This is a genomic window from Bacillus sp. Medicinal_06 (assembly GCF_056711665.1).
Genome location: NZ_JBWYHD010000009.1, coordinates 161,011 through 178,060, shown reverse-complemented (window position 1 = coordinate 178,060; position 17,050 = coordinate 161,011). Strand labels below are relative to the sequence as shown.

Here is a 17,050-nt window from a genome sequence, read left to right as displayed (position 1 = left end):
TCGGTTCGCTCGACTTGCATGTATTAGGCACGCCGCCAGCGTTCATCCTGAGCCAGGATCAAACTCTCCAATAAAGTTTGTCTAGCATCTAAAATAAAAATTGACGTTTCACGTTGTTTGTTTCGTTTAGTTTTCAAAGTTCAACATCGCGTTTCAGCGACTTTTATAATATAACATAATATATCATTTTCGTCAACAAGTTTTTTTAGATAACTTGTATCTCTCATTTGCTGACTCTGCCTATTATATAGACTTTTTCTACTCTACGCAAGTATTATTCTAAAAAAAATAAGAGTGGGAAAATCCCCACTCTTATTCTTCAGAAATTTCTTCGTTTCCTTCTTCATCGTCTTCTTTTTGTGCTTTTGCTACTGTTGCTACTTCTTGTTCATTCTCTAAACGAATTAGACGAACTCCTTGCGTGTTACGTCCCATTTGAGATATTTGATCGACTGGCATACGAATAATAACACCCGCAGCTGTAATTAACATGATATCTTCTTCGCCTGTTACAGATTTAACAGCTACTAACTTACCATTCTTATCTGTAATGTTACATGTTTTTAGACCTTTACCGCCTCGACTTTGTAAACGGTACTCCTCGACTGGTGTGCGTTTTCCGTAACCATTCTTCGTTACAATCAAAACATTCATATTTTCTTCAACAATTTCCATGCCTACAACTTGATCTTCATCACCTAGTGTAATTGCTTTTACACCTGCTGCATTACGCCCCATAGAACGCACATCTTGCTCATTGAAACGGATTAACATACCGTTACTTGTTCCAACAATAATATCCTTATCGCCAGATGTTAAGCGTACAGAAATTACTTCATCTTCTTCACGAAGAGAAATTGCAATTAAACCATTCGTACGTATATTTGCAAATGATGAAAGAGGTGTTCTCTTAGAAATACCTTGTTTTGTTGTGAAGAACAGGAATTGATCATCACCAAATTCACGAATTGGAATAATAGCATTGACCCACTCACCTTTATCTACTTCTAACAAGTTAATAATCGGTATACCTTTTGCCGTACGGCTATACTCTGGAATTTCATATCCTTTTGTACGGTATACTTTACCTTTGTTTGTGAAGAATAGAATATGATCATGTGTAGACGTCGTTAATAAGTGCTCAACGAAGTCATCATCATTTGTACCCATTCCTTGTACACCGCGTCCCCCACGGTTCTGCGTTTTATACGTAGAAGCTGGTAATCGTTTAATGTATCCATTATGAGTAAGTGTGATAGCAATATTTTGCTCTGGGATTAAATCTTCATCCTCAATAGATTCCAAACCGCCAATCGTAATTTCTGTTCGTCTCTTATCATTAAATCGCTCTTTTACTTCCGTTAATTCTTCACGAATAATTTCAAGAACTTTTTCTTCATCTGCTAGAATTGCTTTTAATTCCGCAATTAATTTCATTAAGTCTTGGTATTCTTGTTCAATTTTTTCACGTTCTAATCCTGTTAAACGTTGCAAACGCATATCCAAAATTGCTTGTGCTTGTTTCTCACTTAAACCGAAACGTTCCATTAATCCTTGCTTAGCGATATCAGCAGTTTTGGAACTACGTATTAAAGTAATTACTTCATCAAGATGATCTAAAGCAATTCGTAATCCTTCTAAAATATGTGCACGTGCTTCTGCCTTTTCTAATTCATAAGCAGTACGTCTACGAATTACTACTTTTTGATGCTCTAAATAATGATATAGCGTCTGTTTTAAATTTAATACCTGTGGCTCTCCATCCACAAGCGATAGCATATTAATACCGAAACTTGTTTGGAGTGCCGTATGTTTATATAAATTATTTAATAGTACGTTCGCATTTGCATCCCGACGTACTTCCATAACAACACGCATACCATTTCGATCTGATTCATCACGTAAATCTGTAATACCTTCAATTTTTTTATCACGAACTAACTCTGCAATTTTTTCAATTAATCGCGCCTTATTAACTTGATAAGGTAACTCGGTTACAATAATTGCTTGTTTTCCGTTTGCTTTTTCCTCGATTTCAACTTTTGCACGTAGTGTGATTGAGCCGCGACCCGTTTCATACGCTCTTCGAATTCCACTTCTTCCCAAGATAAGACCCGCTGTAGGGAAATCAGGGCCTGGAATACACTCCATTAACTCTGCAATTGTAATATCAGGATTATGACTCAATGCTAATACGCCATCAATTACTTCCCCAAGCTGGTGCGGTGGAATATTTGTTGCCATACCAACCGCAATACCTGTTGTACCATTCACTAACAAGTTAGGGAAGCGCGCAGGTAATACAATTGGTTCTCTTTCAGAACCATCATAGTTATCTTGGTAATCTATTGTATTTTTCGTAATATCACGCAATAGTTCCATAGAAATCTTAGACATTCTTGCTTCGGTATAACGCATTGCCGCTGCTGAATCACCGTCGATAGAACCGAAGTTACCATGACCATCAACAAGCATATAACGTTGACTAAAGTCTTGCGCCATACGTACCATTGTCTCGTAAACAGCTGAATCACCGTGTGGGTGATACTTACCAATTACTTCACCGACAATACGCGCTGATTTTTTATATGCTTTATCAGCTGTAATTCCTAAATCATTCATTGCGTATAAAACCCTGCGATGCACAGGTTTTAATCCATCACGAACATCTGGTAGTGCACGAGATACAATAACACTCATCGCGTAATCTAAAAATGAGGTACGCATTTCATGACTAATATTAACCTCTCGAATTCGTGCTTGTTGTTGATTGTCTGACATCAACCAGCACCTCCTCTTACATTTCCGTTACATATACATTGATTTATATGTAGAAGACAGGAACACTCAGATTCCTGTCATTACTTACTTAAATATCAAGGTTTTTCACGTATTTTGCATTTTCTTGGATAAAGTTGCGTCGTGGCTCTACTTTATCACCCATTAAAATTTCAAATGTTTCATCTGCTTCAATTGCATCTTGCAGCGAAACTTGAAGTAATGAACGTACCTCTGGGTCCATTGTCGTCTCCCATAATTGAGCTGGATTCATTTCTCCAAGACCTTTATAACGTTGGATTCCTGGTTTTGGTTGAGCTGGTAATTCTGCTAATATCTTTTCAAGCTCTTTTTCATTGTAAGCATATTGAATCTTTTTCCCTTGTTGCACTTTAAACAATGGTGGTTGTGCAATATATACATACCCATGTTCAATGATTTGACGCATATAACGATAGAAGAACGTTAATAATAGAGTACGAATATGCGCACCATCGACATCGGCATCGGTCATGATAATAACTTTGTGATAACGAGCTTTTGCAATGTCAAAATCCCCACCGATATTTGTACCAATCGCCGTAATAATCGTACGCACCTCGTCATTAGATAAGATTTTATCTAATCGTGCCTTTTCGACATTAATAATTTTACCCTTAAGTGGTAAAATCGCCTGGAAGTGACGATCACGTCCTTGTTTTGCAGAACCTCCCGCGGAGTCACCCTCTACGATGTAAATTTCACTAATCGAAGGATCTTTGGAAGAACAGTCCGCAAGTTTCCCTGGCAAACTAGATACTTCTAGCGCACTCTTTCGGCGTGTTAATTCACGCGCTTTCTTCGCTGCTACACGCGCGCGTGCTGCCATTGTTCCTTTTTCTACAATCTTACGGGCAACATTTGGATTCTCAAGTAAAAACTTTTCGAACGCTTCTGAGAAAACAGACTCTGTAATCGTTCTCGCTTCACTATTTCCAAGTTTTGTTTTCGTTTGTCCTTCAAACTGCGGATTTGGATGTTTGATAGAGACAATTGCTGTTAATCCTTCACGTACATCTTCACCTGTTAGGTTACTGTCTGCATCTTTTAAGATGTTATTTTTCCGTCCATAATCATTTATCACACGTGTTAATGCCGTCTTGAAACCAACTTCATGTGTACCACCTTCATACGTATGAATATTATTCGTAAATGAATAAATGTGGTTTGTATAACCTTCATTATATTGAAGGGAAACTTCAACCTGAATTCCATCTTTTGAGCCCTCTACATATACAGGTTCTTCGTGGATTGGTTGTTTTGAACGATTTAAATGTTCAACATAAGATTTAATTCCACCTTCATAATGGAATTCTTTCTTTTGTTTATTCTCACGCTTATCTTCAATTGTTAATTTAATATTACGATTTAAAAATGCTAATTCACGCATACGAGTTGCTAATGTATCAAAATCGTATTCTGTCGTTTCTTTGAATATTTCTGGATCTGGCTTAAAACGAGTTATCGTTCCTGTACGATCAGTTTCACCGATTACCTTTAAATCTGCAACCGGGATACCTCGTTCATACTTTTGATAATGAATTTTGCCTTCACGATGTACAAATACTTCTAACTCTGTTGATAGAGCATTTACAACAGATGCACCTACACCATGCAAACCACCGGAAACTTTATAACCGCCACCGCCAAATTTACCACCAGCGTGAAGTACAGTCATAATAACCTCGACAGCAGGACGTCCCATTTTTTCCTGTATACCTACTGGAATACCACGACCATTATCTGTTACACGAATACTATTGTCTTCTTCAATAGCAACGTTAATTTCATCACAGTATCCTGCTAACGCTTCGTCAATACTATTATCTACAATTTCCCATACAAGGTGATGAAGACCTTTTCCACTTGTAGATCCAATATACATACCCGGACGTTTTCGAACTGCTTCTAGTCCCTCAAGTACTTGTATTTGACTTTCATCATATGAATTCTCTTGCATTTGCTTTTGTTCCATTGACACAAAGATCACCTACTTTTCCATTTAAACAGAAACTACGTTCTGTCTATTTCACAATCTACCGTGCCGCTTTTTACATGAATTGTTTTCGCTTGCTTTAATGTTTCGTGTTCAATTCCGTCGACACTCGTCGTTGTCACAAATGTTTGCACTTTTCCTTGAATTGTATTTAACAGATGTGATTGACGATAATCATCTAATTCTGATAATACATCATCTAATAAGAGGATTGGATATTCCTTAACCTCTGAATAAATCAATTCAATTTCAGCTAACTTTAGGGAAAGTGCGGTTGTTCGTTGTTGTCCTTGAGAACCAAAGACTTGAACATTTTTACCATTAACGAAGAATTGCAAATCGTCACGATGAGGACCAATTAAAGTTGTACCACGGAAAATTTCACGTTGTTTCACAGATTGAAAACTTTCATAGTATACTTCTTTTATTTTCGACAAATCCATTGATTCTGATACATCTACGCTTGGTTTATAAACTATTTCTAGTTCCTCTAACCCCCTACTAATACCACGATGAATGGGAGCAGCCCATTCTTGTAGTAAATGTAGAAATTCAAAACGTTTTTGCAAAATTTTTGTACCATGTTCAATGAGTTGGAGTGTAAATACATCCAACATCGTCTCCTCATTTTTACTATTCCCTTGCATTTTCTTAAGCAAGTGATTTCGCTGCGTGAGCACTTTTTGATATTGACTTAATTCATACAAATAGACAGGAGCTATTTGCCCAAGTTCCATATCTAAAAAGCGTCTTCGTATTTGAGGGCTTCCTTTTACAAGATTTAAATCTTCTGGGGCAAACATAACAACATTCATTTCACCAATATATTGGCTTAACTTTTGTTGTTCTAGTTGATTTAATTTTGCCTTTTTCCCTTTTTTAGAAATATTTAATTCTAAAGACAAGGAACTGTTTCGCTTTTTTAACCTACCTTTTATTTTACCATAATCCTCATCCCACTGGATAAGTTCACGATCGTTCGAAGTTCGATGAGACTTGGCCATCGCTAATACATAAATAGCTTCCATCAAATTCGTTTTCCCTTGGGCATTTTCACCAATAATTACATTCACTTTATCCTCAAAGGAAAGATCTAGATATTCATAATTGCGATAATTTTTTAATTGTAATTCTGTAATATACAAAGGGCTCCCCCTTTATGCTTGAACTTGAAATGTTCCGTTTCCCGGAATTTCAACAATATCATTTGCATACAACTTTCGGCCTCTTCTATTTTCCAGTTCTTGATTCACATACACTTCGTACTCTTGTAAGAACCATTTAACAGCACCGCCTGTATCAATCACATCAGCTAATTTTAAAAATTGTCCTAGTGTAATGTACTCAGTTGAAATTTTAATACGTTTCATAAAATCGCTCACTTTCTGAAAGTGTTCATTCTTTCATTGTACTAAATAAACTAGCATTAGGAAAGTAATACCCGTAAAAGTACGGATTGTAGCTGGAACTACATGAGTACCGAACTTTTTGCACATCCTCTAAAATCAAATAAGGGTCACTAGCATATTAAAACTAGCAACCCTCACCTCTCACTTAGTAAGTACGAACTGGTAAAATTAATTGGATGATGGAATCATCATTTACTGTACGAATTAAGAACGGTCTCATAGCCCCAGTAAAACTAATTTTAATTTCTGTACTGTCTAATGCTTTTAATGCGTCCATCATATATTTTGCACTAAAGGAGATTTTTAATTCTTCCCCTTCTACTTTCTCACATTGAACTTCCTCTACTACTTTCCCGATCTCTGGTGAATTTGAAGAAAGCTCTAGCATTTGCTCTTCTAACGTTGATAATTTCACAACATTATTGCGACCATCCCTTGCCAATAAAGAAGCACGATCAATTGCTTGTAAAAATTCTTTTGTATTTACAAAGATGTCCGTTTTGCTTTCTGCCGGGATTAGACGTGTTGTATCTGGGTAATTCCCTTCTAACAATCTTGAGAAGAATAATAAATGTTTCGTTCGGAATAATACTTGATACTCCGTAATAACGATATCTACCATTTCTTCAGACTCATCTAAAATTTTGCTCAGTTCATTTAAACTTTTACCAGGTATAACAACATTTGCTTGAAACTCATCAGAAATTGTATGCCCTTCAATCTTCGCTTTACGAAGTGCTAGTCTGTGACTATCTGTTGCAATACAAGTCAGCTCGCTGTTATATACTTTCCAGTTTACACCTGTCAAGATCGGACGAGTTTCTGAAGTTGAAACAGCAAATACGGTTTGACGAATCATGTGTTTTAGTAGATCTGTAGGAATCTGAAATACATGATGTTCTTCAATTTGCGGTAATAATGGATATTCAGCAGAATCTAAACCATTTAAATTAAATTCTGATTTTCCAGATTTTATTTTTGTCATAAAATGATTTTCCACAGAAATTTCTACTGTGTCTTTTGGTAATTTTTTTACGATCTCACTAAAATATTTTGCTTGTAAAACAATACTCCCTGATTGTGCAATTTCAACAATTTCTTTTCCGTTTTCTTCAACTGGGATAAAAGATTCAATCGAAATATCAGCGTCACTTCCTGTTAATGTAACACCTTCTTCAGTTGCTACAACTTTAATTCCTGTAAGAATGGGAATTGTTGTACGAGAGGAAACGGCCTTCATTACATCTTGTACACTTCTTACAAGGTAGTCTTTTTGAATTGTAAAACGCATAGCGAAAACCTCCGGCAAGTATAGAATTTTATTTATTAAATAAAGATAAAAAATAGTAGTAATAGTAATAGGGCTTGTGGATATGTGGATAACTCTATTTAAAGACGGAAAAACAGTCTATCTACATGTGGATAGACTGTGTGTAAAACCAGCAAAGTTATTCACACTATTCAGCTACTACTTTAAAATATCATTAATTTCTTCAACTTGTTTTTGAAGTTGTGTATCAGTTTTTAATAGTTTTGAAATTTTTTCGTGCGCATGAATGACGGTTGTATGGTCACGTCCGCCAAATTCTTCGCCAATTTTAGGTAAAGATGAATCTGTTAACTCACGTGATAGATACATTGCGATTTGGCGAGGAAATGCGACTGATTTTGTGCGTTTTTTTGCTTTAAAATCCTCTAATTTAACTTGAAAAACATCCCCGACTGCTTTTTGAATATCGTAAATAGAAATAATTTTTGGTTTAGAATTTGGAATAATATCTTTAAGTGCTTCAGCAGCTAAATCGGCATTGATGTCTTTATTTATTAGAGATGAATAAGCAACAACTCGAATAAGTGCACCTTCTAATTCACGAATGTTCGAGTCAATTTGATTTGCAATATAGAGCATGACCTCATTTGGAATATCAAGGCCTTCCGCTTTCGCCTTTTTTCGTAAAATCGCAATTCTTGTTTCTAAATCTGGCGGCGTAATATCTGTAATAAGCCCCCACTCAAAACGGGAACGAAGGCGATCTTCTAATGTCGGAATCTCTTTTGGCGGTCTGTCACTTGAGATTACAATTTGCTTGCTTTCCTCATGTAATGCATTAAATGTATGGAAGAATTCTTCTTGTGTTTGTTCTTTCCCAGCAAGAAATTGAATATCATCTATAAGTAAGACATCGACATTACGATATTTATTACGGAAATCGACTGCTTTATTATCACGGATGGAGTTAATAAACTCATTTGTAAATTTTTCTGATGATAAATAAACGACTTTGGCATTCGGATTATGCTCAATGACATAATGTCCAATTGCATGCATTAAGTGCGTTTTTCCAAGTCCGACTCCTCCATAAATAAATAGTGGGTTATATGCTTTTGCTGGTGCTTCAGCAACTGCTAATGAAGCTGCATGAGCAAAACGGTTCCCAGAGCCAATAACAAATGTATCAAATGTATATTTTGGATTTAACATGCTCTGTGGTAAGTGATTAGACTCATCATTTATTCTTTTCTTTTTAGCAGGAGGAAAGTCAATCTCCTCTTCAGTTTGACTTTGGGGAATAATAAAGCGAATTTCTAATTTTGCTCCTGTTAGATCATAGAGTGTTTCTGAAATGAGCTCCGAATAATGGGATTCTAGCCAGTCACGAGCAAATTCATTTGGAGCTGTAATCGTTAATACATCTTTTTTTAAAGCGTGTGCCTTGGTTGATTTCAACCATGTCTCATAACTTGGTTTACTAACCTTTTTTTCTAGTTCTTTCAAAGCACTATTCCATAAATCAGAGATATTTTCCAAGGGTGTCCCTCCTTTACAAAGATGGTAAAAGAATAAGGTTGTGCAACGATTGTACAACCTTAAAAATAGATAATGTATATTTATACGAAACGTATTTTAAAACCTAAAAACGTCGTTTGTATACGAGATAGAGTTTTCGACAAAAAATACAGATGTGGACAACTATTTACCCACATGTGAGTATAACTGTCCACATGTTATGCACAATTTGTGGATAAAATACAGATGTGGAAAACTTGTTCAAGGTGAAAACACAACTATAATATCAAAAAAAGATAGCGATAGCAATGAATTTCAGAAAGTTATCCACAAAATCAATACCTTGTGGAATAAACTTGTCCACAATACGATATACTGTGTAAAAGTGAAAAAATAATTTGTGGATATAAAAAAGTGAAAAATTCGTTATCCACAAATAAATAAAACGGCTGTGAAAAAAATTGTGAATAGGTTCAAAATGAATATTTGATGAAAATTTGGAGAACCATTGACATTTTCCTAGTTGATTAACTATAATTTATAAGACTGTCTTTAACAGATATTCCTCAGGGAGGTGTCATATAATGAAAAGAACTTACCAACCAAATAAACGTAAGCGCAGCAAAGTACATGGTTTCCGCAGCCGTATGAGCACAGCGAACGGACGTAAAGTGCTAGCAGCTCGTCGTCGTAAAGGAAGAAAAGTATTATCTGCGTAGACCACTGATCGTTCAGTGGTCTTTTTTTCTAGTAATAATGAATTTCCGCTGATGAAATACAGGAGTGTCAATTGATATGAAGAAAAAGAATCGTATAAAAAAAAATGATGAATTTCAGGCTGTTTTTCAAAATGGAAAATCAAATGCAAATCGTCAGTTTGTGGTATATCAGCTTGATAAAGCAGAGCAACCATACTTTCGTATTGGTCTTTCCGTTAGCAAAAAGTTAGGAAATGCAGTAGTGCGTAATCGAATTAAGCGTATGATTCGCCAATCGATTGCAGAATTGAAAGATGAGATAGATTCTGGAAAAGATTTTGTTATAATAGCAAGGAAGCCTTGTGCAGATATGACATATGAACAATTAAAGAAAAGCTTAATTCATGCCTTTAAGCGCTCTGGTATTAAAATTACAAACAAGTAGCGTAGGAAAAGGGAAATGAATTACACTATATACATACCGAAACAAGGAGGAGCAGGCTGTGAAAAAGAAGATAGGCTTACTAGCTATGGTTATTGCTTTAATGGCGATCACTGCGGGCTGTAGTGAAGTGAATCAGCCGATTACACCGAAAAGCACAGGGATTTGGAATGAATATTTCGTATACCCGCTTTCTCAGTTAATCACATATTTTGCAAACTTATTTGGTAGTAATTATGGTTTAGCGATTGTTGTTACGACTCTTATTATTCGTTTTGCATTATTACCATTAATGATTAAACAAACGAAGAGTACGAAGGCAATGCAAGCACTACAACCAGAAATGGTGAAATTAAAAGAGAAATATAGCTCTAAAGATCAAGCAACACAACAAAAACTGCAACAAGAGATGATGCAGTTGTATCAAAAGAATGGTGTAAACCCGTTAGCTGGTTGTTTACCAATCTTTGTTCAAATGCCAATTTTATTTGCATTTTATCATGCAATTATGAGAACGGAAGAGATTAGTAAACATACATTCTTATGGTTTGATTTAGGACAGGCAGATCCGTACTATATCCTTCCAGTTGTTGCGGCAATCACAACGTTTATTCAACAAAAGGTTGCTATGGCAGGAACTGCTGGACAGAATCCACAAATGGCAATGATGCTATGGCTTATGCCAATTATGATTTTAATATTTGCAATTAACTTCCCGGCAGCATTATCTCTATACTGGGTAGTTGGTAACATCTTTGGTATCGCTCAAATGTATATGATCAAAGGGCCAGAAATTAAGGCTAGTAAGGCGGGAGGATCAAGCAAGTGAGTATAATTACTGCTAAAGGACAAACAGTCGAGCTGGCAGTACAAGATGCTTTAAGACAATTAAAAGTTTCAAGGGACCAAGTAGATGTGAATGTGATTGATGAGGGTAAGAGAGGATTTCTAGGTTTTATAGGGAATCGTCCAGCTATCGTGGAAGTTGTAGTGAAAAAAGATCCTATCCAAGAAGCGGAGCAATACCTCCAAAGTGTTGTTCAGGAAATGGGTGTGGATGTGATGATTACGAAAAATGTAAAAGGTCGAGAAATTGAATTTACACTTTCTGGGAAAGATGTAGGGGTATTGATCGGAAAAAGAGGGCATACATTAAACTCTTTACAATATTTAACAAAGCTTGTTGCAAATCGTAGTACAAAGCAATATATCGGCGTCACAATTGATGCCGAAAACTATCGTAGTAAGAGAAAAGATACATTAGAATCGCTCTCTTATCGGTTAGCAAAACAAGTAATGGTAACGAAAAAAAATGTTGTGTTAGAACCTATGCCCTCTTTTGAGAGAAAAATTATTCATCAAGCACTATCTAATCATCCAAATGTAATTACAACTTCTGAAGGTAAAGAACCACACAGACATGTTGTAATATCTTCCAAATAACCGGTTACTCATATGAGTGCCGGTTTTTTTGTGGCAGTATGAAAAAAGTGAATTGTGGATAACTGAAAAACACTAAACTTATCCACTGTGAATAAGTTTAGTGTTTTTCACATGAGGACATAATAAAATGAGTTATTATTCTTTTGTAGATAGGTTCGTTATGGTATCCTAATAGTTTAGTGAAGGTAAAAATCATGTTGAAATATAGAGAAATAAACAAGTGAGGTGAAAGGACATGGATTTTGATACAATTGCTGCAATTTCCACGGCACTTGGGGAAGGGGCAATTGCCATTGTTCGAGTAAGTGGAGAGGATGCGATTGAAAAGGTCAATCGCATTTTTAAAGGGAAAGATTTAACGACAGTTTCTTCTCATACGATTCACTACGGTCATATTGTTGATTTAGATACAGATCAAGTAATCGAAGAGGTAATGGTATCAATTATGCGGGCGCCAAAGACATTTACGCGTGAAAATATTGTAGAAATCAATTGTCACGGTGGTCTTGTCTCTGTAAATAAAGTATTACAACTTATTTTGGCTCAAGGAGTACGTTTGGCAGAGCCTGGTGAATTTACAAAGCGCGCGTTTTTAAATGGGCGTATTGACTTATCGCAAGCGGAAGCTGTAATGGATTTAATTCGTGCGAAAACGGATCGAGCGATGAGTGTAGCAATTAATCAGATGGAAGGACGATTATCCAAATTAATTGGTCGACTTCGTCAAGAAATTTTAGAAACATTAGCTCATGTAGAAGTGAATATAGATTATCCAGAATACGATGATGTCGAAGAAATGACACACAATATTTTAATTGACAAAGCTACAAATGTTCGCGGAGAAATTAAAAAAATATTGGAGACATCTAAGCAAGGGAAAATTTTACGAGAAGGAATTGCTACAGCAATTATCGGAAGACCTAACGTTGGAAAATCTTCGTTATTAAATAGTCTTGTTCAAGAGAAAAAGGCTATTGTAACGGATATAGCAGGAACAACGCGTGATGTAATTGAAGAGTATGTTAATGTACGTGGTGTACCATTGAAACTTATTGATACTGCCGGGATCCGTGAAACAGAAGATGTTGTTGAACGAATTGGCGTAGAGCGCTCAAAAGAGATGATGGAGCAAGCAGATTTAGTTCTAATTGTAGTAAATTATAGTGAAGCATTAACGCCTGAAGATGAAGAATTATTCCGTGCGGTGCAAGGAAAAGACTTTATTGTTATTGTAAATAAAACAGATTTACCAAAGCAAATTGATATAGAGCGTGTTACAGAATTAGCGGGTAAAAATCGTATCATTACAACGTCGCTAATTGAAGAAAAAGGTGTAGATGAGCTAGAAAAGGCTATAGCAGATTTATTCTTTGAAGGAACAATTGAGTCAGCAGATATGACGTATGTTTCTAATGCAAGGCATATCGGTTTATTAACACAAGCGGAAAAGACAATTGAAGATGCTATTGATGCAATAGAGAACGGTGTTCCGATTGATATGGTGCAAATTGATCTAACAAGAACGTGGGAAATACTTGGTGAAATTACTGGTGATACTGTCCATGAAAGTCTAATTGATCAATTGTTTTCTCAATTTTGTTTAGGAAAATAACACATAGGTATTTTAGAAGGATAGATGATCTTAGGAGGAATAAATAATGGGATACAATGCCGGTTCTTACGATGTCATAGTAATCGGTGCAGGTCATGCAGGATGTGAAGCTGGTCTTGCAGCAGCACGAATGGGCTCGAAAACATTAATGTTAACAATTAATTTAGATATGGTTGCTTTTATGCCGTGTAACCCTTCTGTTGGTGGACCAGCAAAAGGGATTGTTGTACGTGAAATTGATGCATTAGGCGGCGAAATGGGACGTAATATTGATAAAACACACATCCAAATGCGTATGTTGAATACGGGGAAAGGTCCAGCTGTACGCGCTCTGCGTGCACAAGCGGATAAATTTTCATATCAACACGAATTAAAGAAAACAATTGAAGAAACACCAAACTTAACATTACGTCAAGGAATGGTAGAACGCCTAATCGTTGAGGATGAGGTATGTAAAGGCGTAATTACGCAATCAGGAGCTGAATATACAGCAAAAACAGTTGTAATTACAACTGGTACATTCTTACGTGGTGAGATTATCATGGGTGATTTAAAATACTCAAGTGGTCCGAATAATCAGCAACCTTCTATCACATTATCAGAGCATTTAGAGGAACTTGGCTTTGACCTTGTCAGATTTAAAACAGGTACGCCTCCTCGTGTAAATAGCAATACAATTGATTATAGTAAAACAGAAATTCAACCGGGTGATGAAAAACCACGTGCGTTTTCTTTTGAAACTACAAAATTTATTATGGATCAAATTCCATGTTGGCTAACGTATACAAGTGAAGAGACACATCGTTTAATTGATCGAAACTTGCATCGTTCAGCTATGTATTCTGGTATGATTAAAGGAACAGGTCCACGCTACTGTCCTTCCATTGAAGATAAAGTGGTGCGATTTAACGATAAACCACGCCACCAAATTTTCTTAGAGCCGGAAGGACGTAATACACAGGAAGTATACGTACAAGGCCTGTCAACAAGCTTACCAGAAGACGTACAACGTGAAATGCTTAAAACGATTCCTGGTTTAGAGAATGTTGAGATGATGCGCACAGGTTATGCAATTGAGTATGATGCAATTGTACCAACGCAGCTATGGCCGACACTTGAAACGAAAAAAATTAAAAATTTATATACAGCGGGTCAAATTAACGGTACGTCTGGTTATGAAGAAGCAGCAGGGCAAGGAATTATGGCTGGAATTAACGCAGCGTGCCGCTCTTTAGGGAAAAAAGAGGTCATTTTAGGTCGTTCAGATGCTTATATTGGTGTTTTAATTGATGACCTTGTGACAAAAGGAACGAACGAACCATATCGCCTTTTAACATCCCGAGCTGAATATCGTTTATTATTACGTCATGATAATGCGGATCTTCGTCTAACGGAAATTGGTCATGAAATCGGCTTAATTCCAGAAGAACGCTATGAGCGTTTTAGTTCGAAAAAGGAACAGATTGATCAAGAAAAATTGCGTTTAGAAAGCATTATTATTAAACCGCGCCCCGAGGTGCAAGAATTAATTCGCAGTGTTGGTGGAAGTGAATTAAAGGATGGAATACGTGCAAGTGACTTACTACGTCGTCCGGAAATGACGTATGAACATATTCGTGCGCTTGCGCCAAGCGAAGTGGAAATACACGATGAAATCGCAGAGCAGGTAGAAATTCAAATTAAGTATGAAGGATATATTGAAAAATCCTTACAACAAGTAGAACGTATGAAGAAAATGGAAAGCAAAAAAATTCCGGTCGACATTGATTACGATGCGATTTCTGGAATCGCTTCTGAAGCGAGACAAAAATTAAAAGATGTTCGTCCTCTGTCTATGGGGCAAGCCTCCCGTATTTCCGGAGTAAATCCAGCTGATATTTCCATTTTACTTGTGTATATCGAACAAGGAAAAATTGCGCGAGTATCGAACCAATAAATAAGTAAGGAGATATGGCAAGATGAACATAGAACAATTTCAATCTATGCTAGGAGAAAGAGGAATTATCCTTTCTCCTAGGCAATTAGAACAATTTGAAATCTACTTTGAAACATTAGTGGAATGGAATGAGAAAATGAATTTAACAGCTATTACAGAGAAAGAGGAAGTGTATCTAAAGCACTTTTTTGACTCGATTACAGCTGCTTTTTATTATGACTTTTCAAAACCATTTTCCATTTGTGATGTCGGTGCAGGAGCAGGATTTCCAAGTATTCCATTAAAAATTTGTTTCCCGCATTTAAAAATAACAATTGTAGATTCATTACAAAAACGCATCAATTTTTTAAATCATTTAGCGCAAAAATTAGAGTTAAGTGATGTTGCGTTCTGCCACGATCGTGCTGAAACATTCGGGAAAAAAGAGGGTGTACGTGAATCATTTGATATTGTGATGGCGCGTGCGGTAGCACGCCTCTCTGTACTAAGCGAGCTATGTTTGCCACTTGTAAAAGTAGGTGGGACATTTATCGCAATGAAAGGTGCAGCTGCCAATGAAGAAATTGAAAATGGTAAGTATGCTTTAGAAGTACTTGGTGGTGAGTTAAAAGAGATTTCTACTTTCCAATTACCATTTGAAGAAAGTGAACGTAACATTTTATCAATTATGAAAAAGCGCAAAACACCAAAGAAATATCCGCGTAAACCAGGGACACCCAATAAATTACCTATTGAAAAATAAATCTTATTAGACGTAAGATTAAATTATATAAATGAAAACGTAAATGTTTCATAGGAAACATTTCTGTGTAGGACATTCAATAGGCCCAAAGGTGGTGGAATATGTATGAAAAATACGTTTTCTCGTTTATTTGGCTTTGGAGATAAAGAGAGCGAATTCGAATTACAAGACGAAAGCCATGAAGAGATAGATAAAAAGATACATGAAGAAATACAAGAAATTCCGATAGCTAATATCATTCCTAATCGTTATCAACCACGTACAGTTTTTGATGATGCGCGAATTGACGAACTTGCCTTAACCATTCGCACACATGGACTTATTCAACCAATTGTTATAAGGCAATATGAAGCCGATAAGTATGAAATTATTGCCGGGGAAAGACGTTTTCGTGCTGCAACGAAATTAGGTTGGGAAAAAGTTCCGGCTATTATTAAAAACTTAAATGATACGGAAACGGCTTCGGTCGCTCTAATTGAGAACTTGCAACGTGAAGAGTTAACAGCAATTGAAGAAGCTGTTGCTTATCAAAAGCTAATTGAGTTACATAATTTAACACAAGAGGCATTGGCACAGAGGCTCGGAAAAGGACAATCAACAATCGCAAATAAGTTGCGACTATTAAAGTTGCCAGAGGAAATTAAACAAGCATTGTTAGAAAAGAGTATTACAGAACGTCACGCTCGTGCTCTGATTCCTTTAAAAAATGAAGAATTGCAGTTGAAGATTTTACAAGAAATTATAGAAAAGCAATTAAATGTAAAACAGACTGAGGAACGTATTGCTAAGCTATTGGAGGAAGTAAAACCAAAGCGTAAGGCAAAACAAAAAGCGGTAAGTCGTGATATGAGAATTGCGATGAATACAATTAGGCAATCATTACAAATGGTTGCAAATAGTGGACTGAATGTCAATTCTGAAGAAGAAGAATTTGATGAGTATTATCAGATCACAATTAAAATTCCTAAAAAGAAATAATTTGTATGTGATATAGATCTCACCCTTTTGGGGGAGATCTTTTTTCCTATATTTTTCTTTTTTATGAAGAAGGAGTTTTAGAATAAATTTTGAAGTTTAATAAGGATGCAAAAGAAAAATTTTTATTTCATGTTACAATAAACATAATTATTTTTAGAATAAGACAGAAAGGTTGAAAGTAGGTGACAT

General features: G+C 36.1%; 14 protein-coding genes and 1 rRNA gene. 8 read left to right on the top strand and 7 right to left on the bottom strand.

All coding sequences use genetic code 11. From position 1 onward, the window contains the following. The 7 genes from AC1M36_RS21210 to dnaA form a co-directional block, all read right to left on the bottom strand. Positions 1–74, bottom strand: a 16S ribosomal RNA gene (locus AC1M36_RS21210); the annotation flags it as partial. A 238-nt stretch (positions 75–312) separates the two neighbouring features. After that, a complete protein-coding gene (gene gyrA, locus AC1M36_RS21205; protein WP_336451412.1) occupies positions 313–2,781 on the bottom strand; it encodes a DNA gyrase subunit A in 2,469 nt (822 codons plus the stop codon). 88 nt (positions 2,782–2,869) lie between these two features. Further along, complete coding sequence (gene gyrB, locus AC1M36_RS21200; protein ID WP_431613133.1) at positions 2,870–4,792, bottom strand: DNA topoisomerase (ATP-hydrolyzing) subunit B; 1,923 nt, start codon at positions 4,790–4,792, stop codon at positions 2,870–2,872. 38 nt (positions 4,793–4,830) lie between these two features. Next, positions 4,831–5,958 (bottom strand): DNA replication/repair protein RecF, encoded by a 1,128-nt coding sequence (gene recF, locus AC1M36_RS21195; RefSeq protein WP_336451414.1) that lies wholly within the window; start codon positions 5,956–5,958, stop codon positions 4,831–4,833. Between the two features lie 12 nt (positions 5,959–5,970). Continuing rightward, complete coding sequence (yaaA, locus tag AC1M36_RS21190) at positions 5,971–6,183, bottom strand: S4 domain-containing protein YaaA (RefSeq protein ID WP_003194149.1); 213 nt, start codon at positions 6,181–6,183, stop codon at positions 5,971–5,973. Between the two features lie 184 nt (positions 6,184–6,367). Then, positions 6,368–7,513 carry a DNA polymerase III subunit beta gene (gene dnaN, locus AC1M36_RS21185; RefSeq protein ID WP_336451415.1) on the bottom strand — a complete coding sequence of 382 codons (1,146 nt, stop codon included), beginning with the start codon at positions 7,511–7,513 and terminating at the stop codon, positions 6,368–6,370. A 177-nt stretch (positions 7,514–7,690) separates the two neighbouring features. Then, a complete protein-coding gene (gene dnaA / locus AC1M36_RS21180) occupies positions 7,691–9,031 on the bottom strand; it encodes a chromosomal replication initiator protein DnaA (protein ID WP_174100935.1) in 1,341 nt (446 codons plus the stop codon). 563 nt (positions 9,032–9,594) lie between these two features. On the opposite strand from dnaA, the gene rpmH reads away from it, so the two are divergent. The 8 genes from rpmH to noc all read left to right on the top strand — a co-directional run bounded on the left by rpmH (position 9,595) and on the right by noc (position 16,861). Beyond that, positions 9,595–9,729, top strand: a complete 135-nt coding sequence (gene rpmH, locus AC1M36_RS21175; protein ID WP_000831901.1) for a 50S ribosomal protein L34 — start codon at positions 9,595–9,597, stop codon at positions 9,727–9,729. 76 nt (positions 9,730–9,805) lie between these two features. Further along, positions 9,806–10,153: a ribonuclease P protein component gene (gene rnpA / locus AC1M36_RS21170; RefSeq protein ID WP_336451416.1), complete on the top strand. Its 348-nt coding sequence runs from the start codon at positions 9,806–9,808 to the stop codon at positions 10,151–10,153. A gap of 58 nt (positions 10,154–10,211) precedes the next feature. Next, on the top strand, positions 10,212–10,979 hold the full coding sequence (gene spoIIIJ, locus AC1M36_RS21165) for a YidC family membrane integrase SpoIIIJ (RefSeq protein WP_207995719.1): 768 nt from the start codon (positions 10,212–10,214) through the stop codon (positions 10,977–10,979). Continuing rightward, positions 10,976–11,593, top strand: coding sequence for an RNA-binding cell elongation regulator Jag/EloR (gene jag, locus AC1M36_RS21160; RefSeq protein WP_479846150.1), 618 nt, complete (start codon positions 10,976–10,978; stop codon positions 11,591–11,593). Before spoIIIJ ends, jag begins: the two co-directional genes overlap by 4 nt. A 235-nt stretch (positions 11,594–11,828) precedes the next feature. Continuing rightward, entirely contained in the window at positions 11,829–13,205 is a 1,377-nt protein-coding gene (gene mnmE, locus AC1M36_RS21155; RefSeq protein WP_479846149.1) for a tRNA uridine-5-carboxymethylaminomethyl(34) synthesis GTPase MnmE, read from the top strand. A gap of 46 nt (positions 13,206–13,251) precedes the next feature. Next, positions 13,252–15,141, top strand: a complete 1,890-nt coding sequence (mnmG, locus tag AC1M36_RS21150) for a tRNA uridine-5-carboxymethylaminomethyl(34) synthesis enzyme MnmG (protein WP_336451419.1) — start codon at positions 13,252–13,254, stop codon at positions 15,139–15,141. A gap of 22 nt (positions 15,142–15,163) precedes the next feature. After that, complete coding sequence (rsmG, locus tag AC1M36_RS21145; protein ID WP_336451420.1) at positions 15,164–15,883, top strand: 16S rRNA (guanine(527)-N(7))-methyltransferase RsmG; 720 nt, start codon at positions 15,164–15,166, stop codon at positions 15,881–15,883. A gap of 105 nt (positions 15,884–15,988) precedes the next feature. Continuing rightward, on the top strand, positions 15,989–16,861 hold the full coding sequence (gene noc, locus AC1M36_RS21140; RefSeq protein WP_336451421.1) for a nucleoid occlusion protein: 873 nt from the start codon (positions 15,989–15,991) through the stop codon (positions 16,859–16,861). Positions 16,862–17,050: the final 189 nt, after the last annotated feature.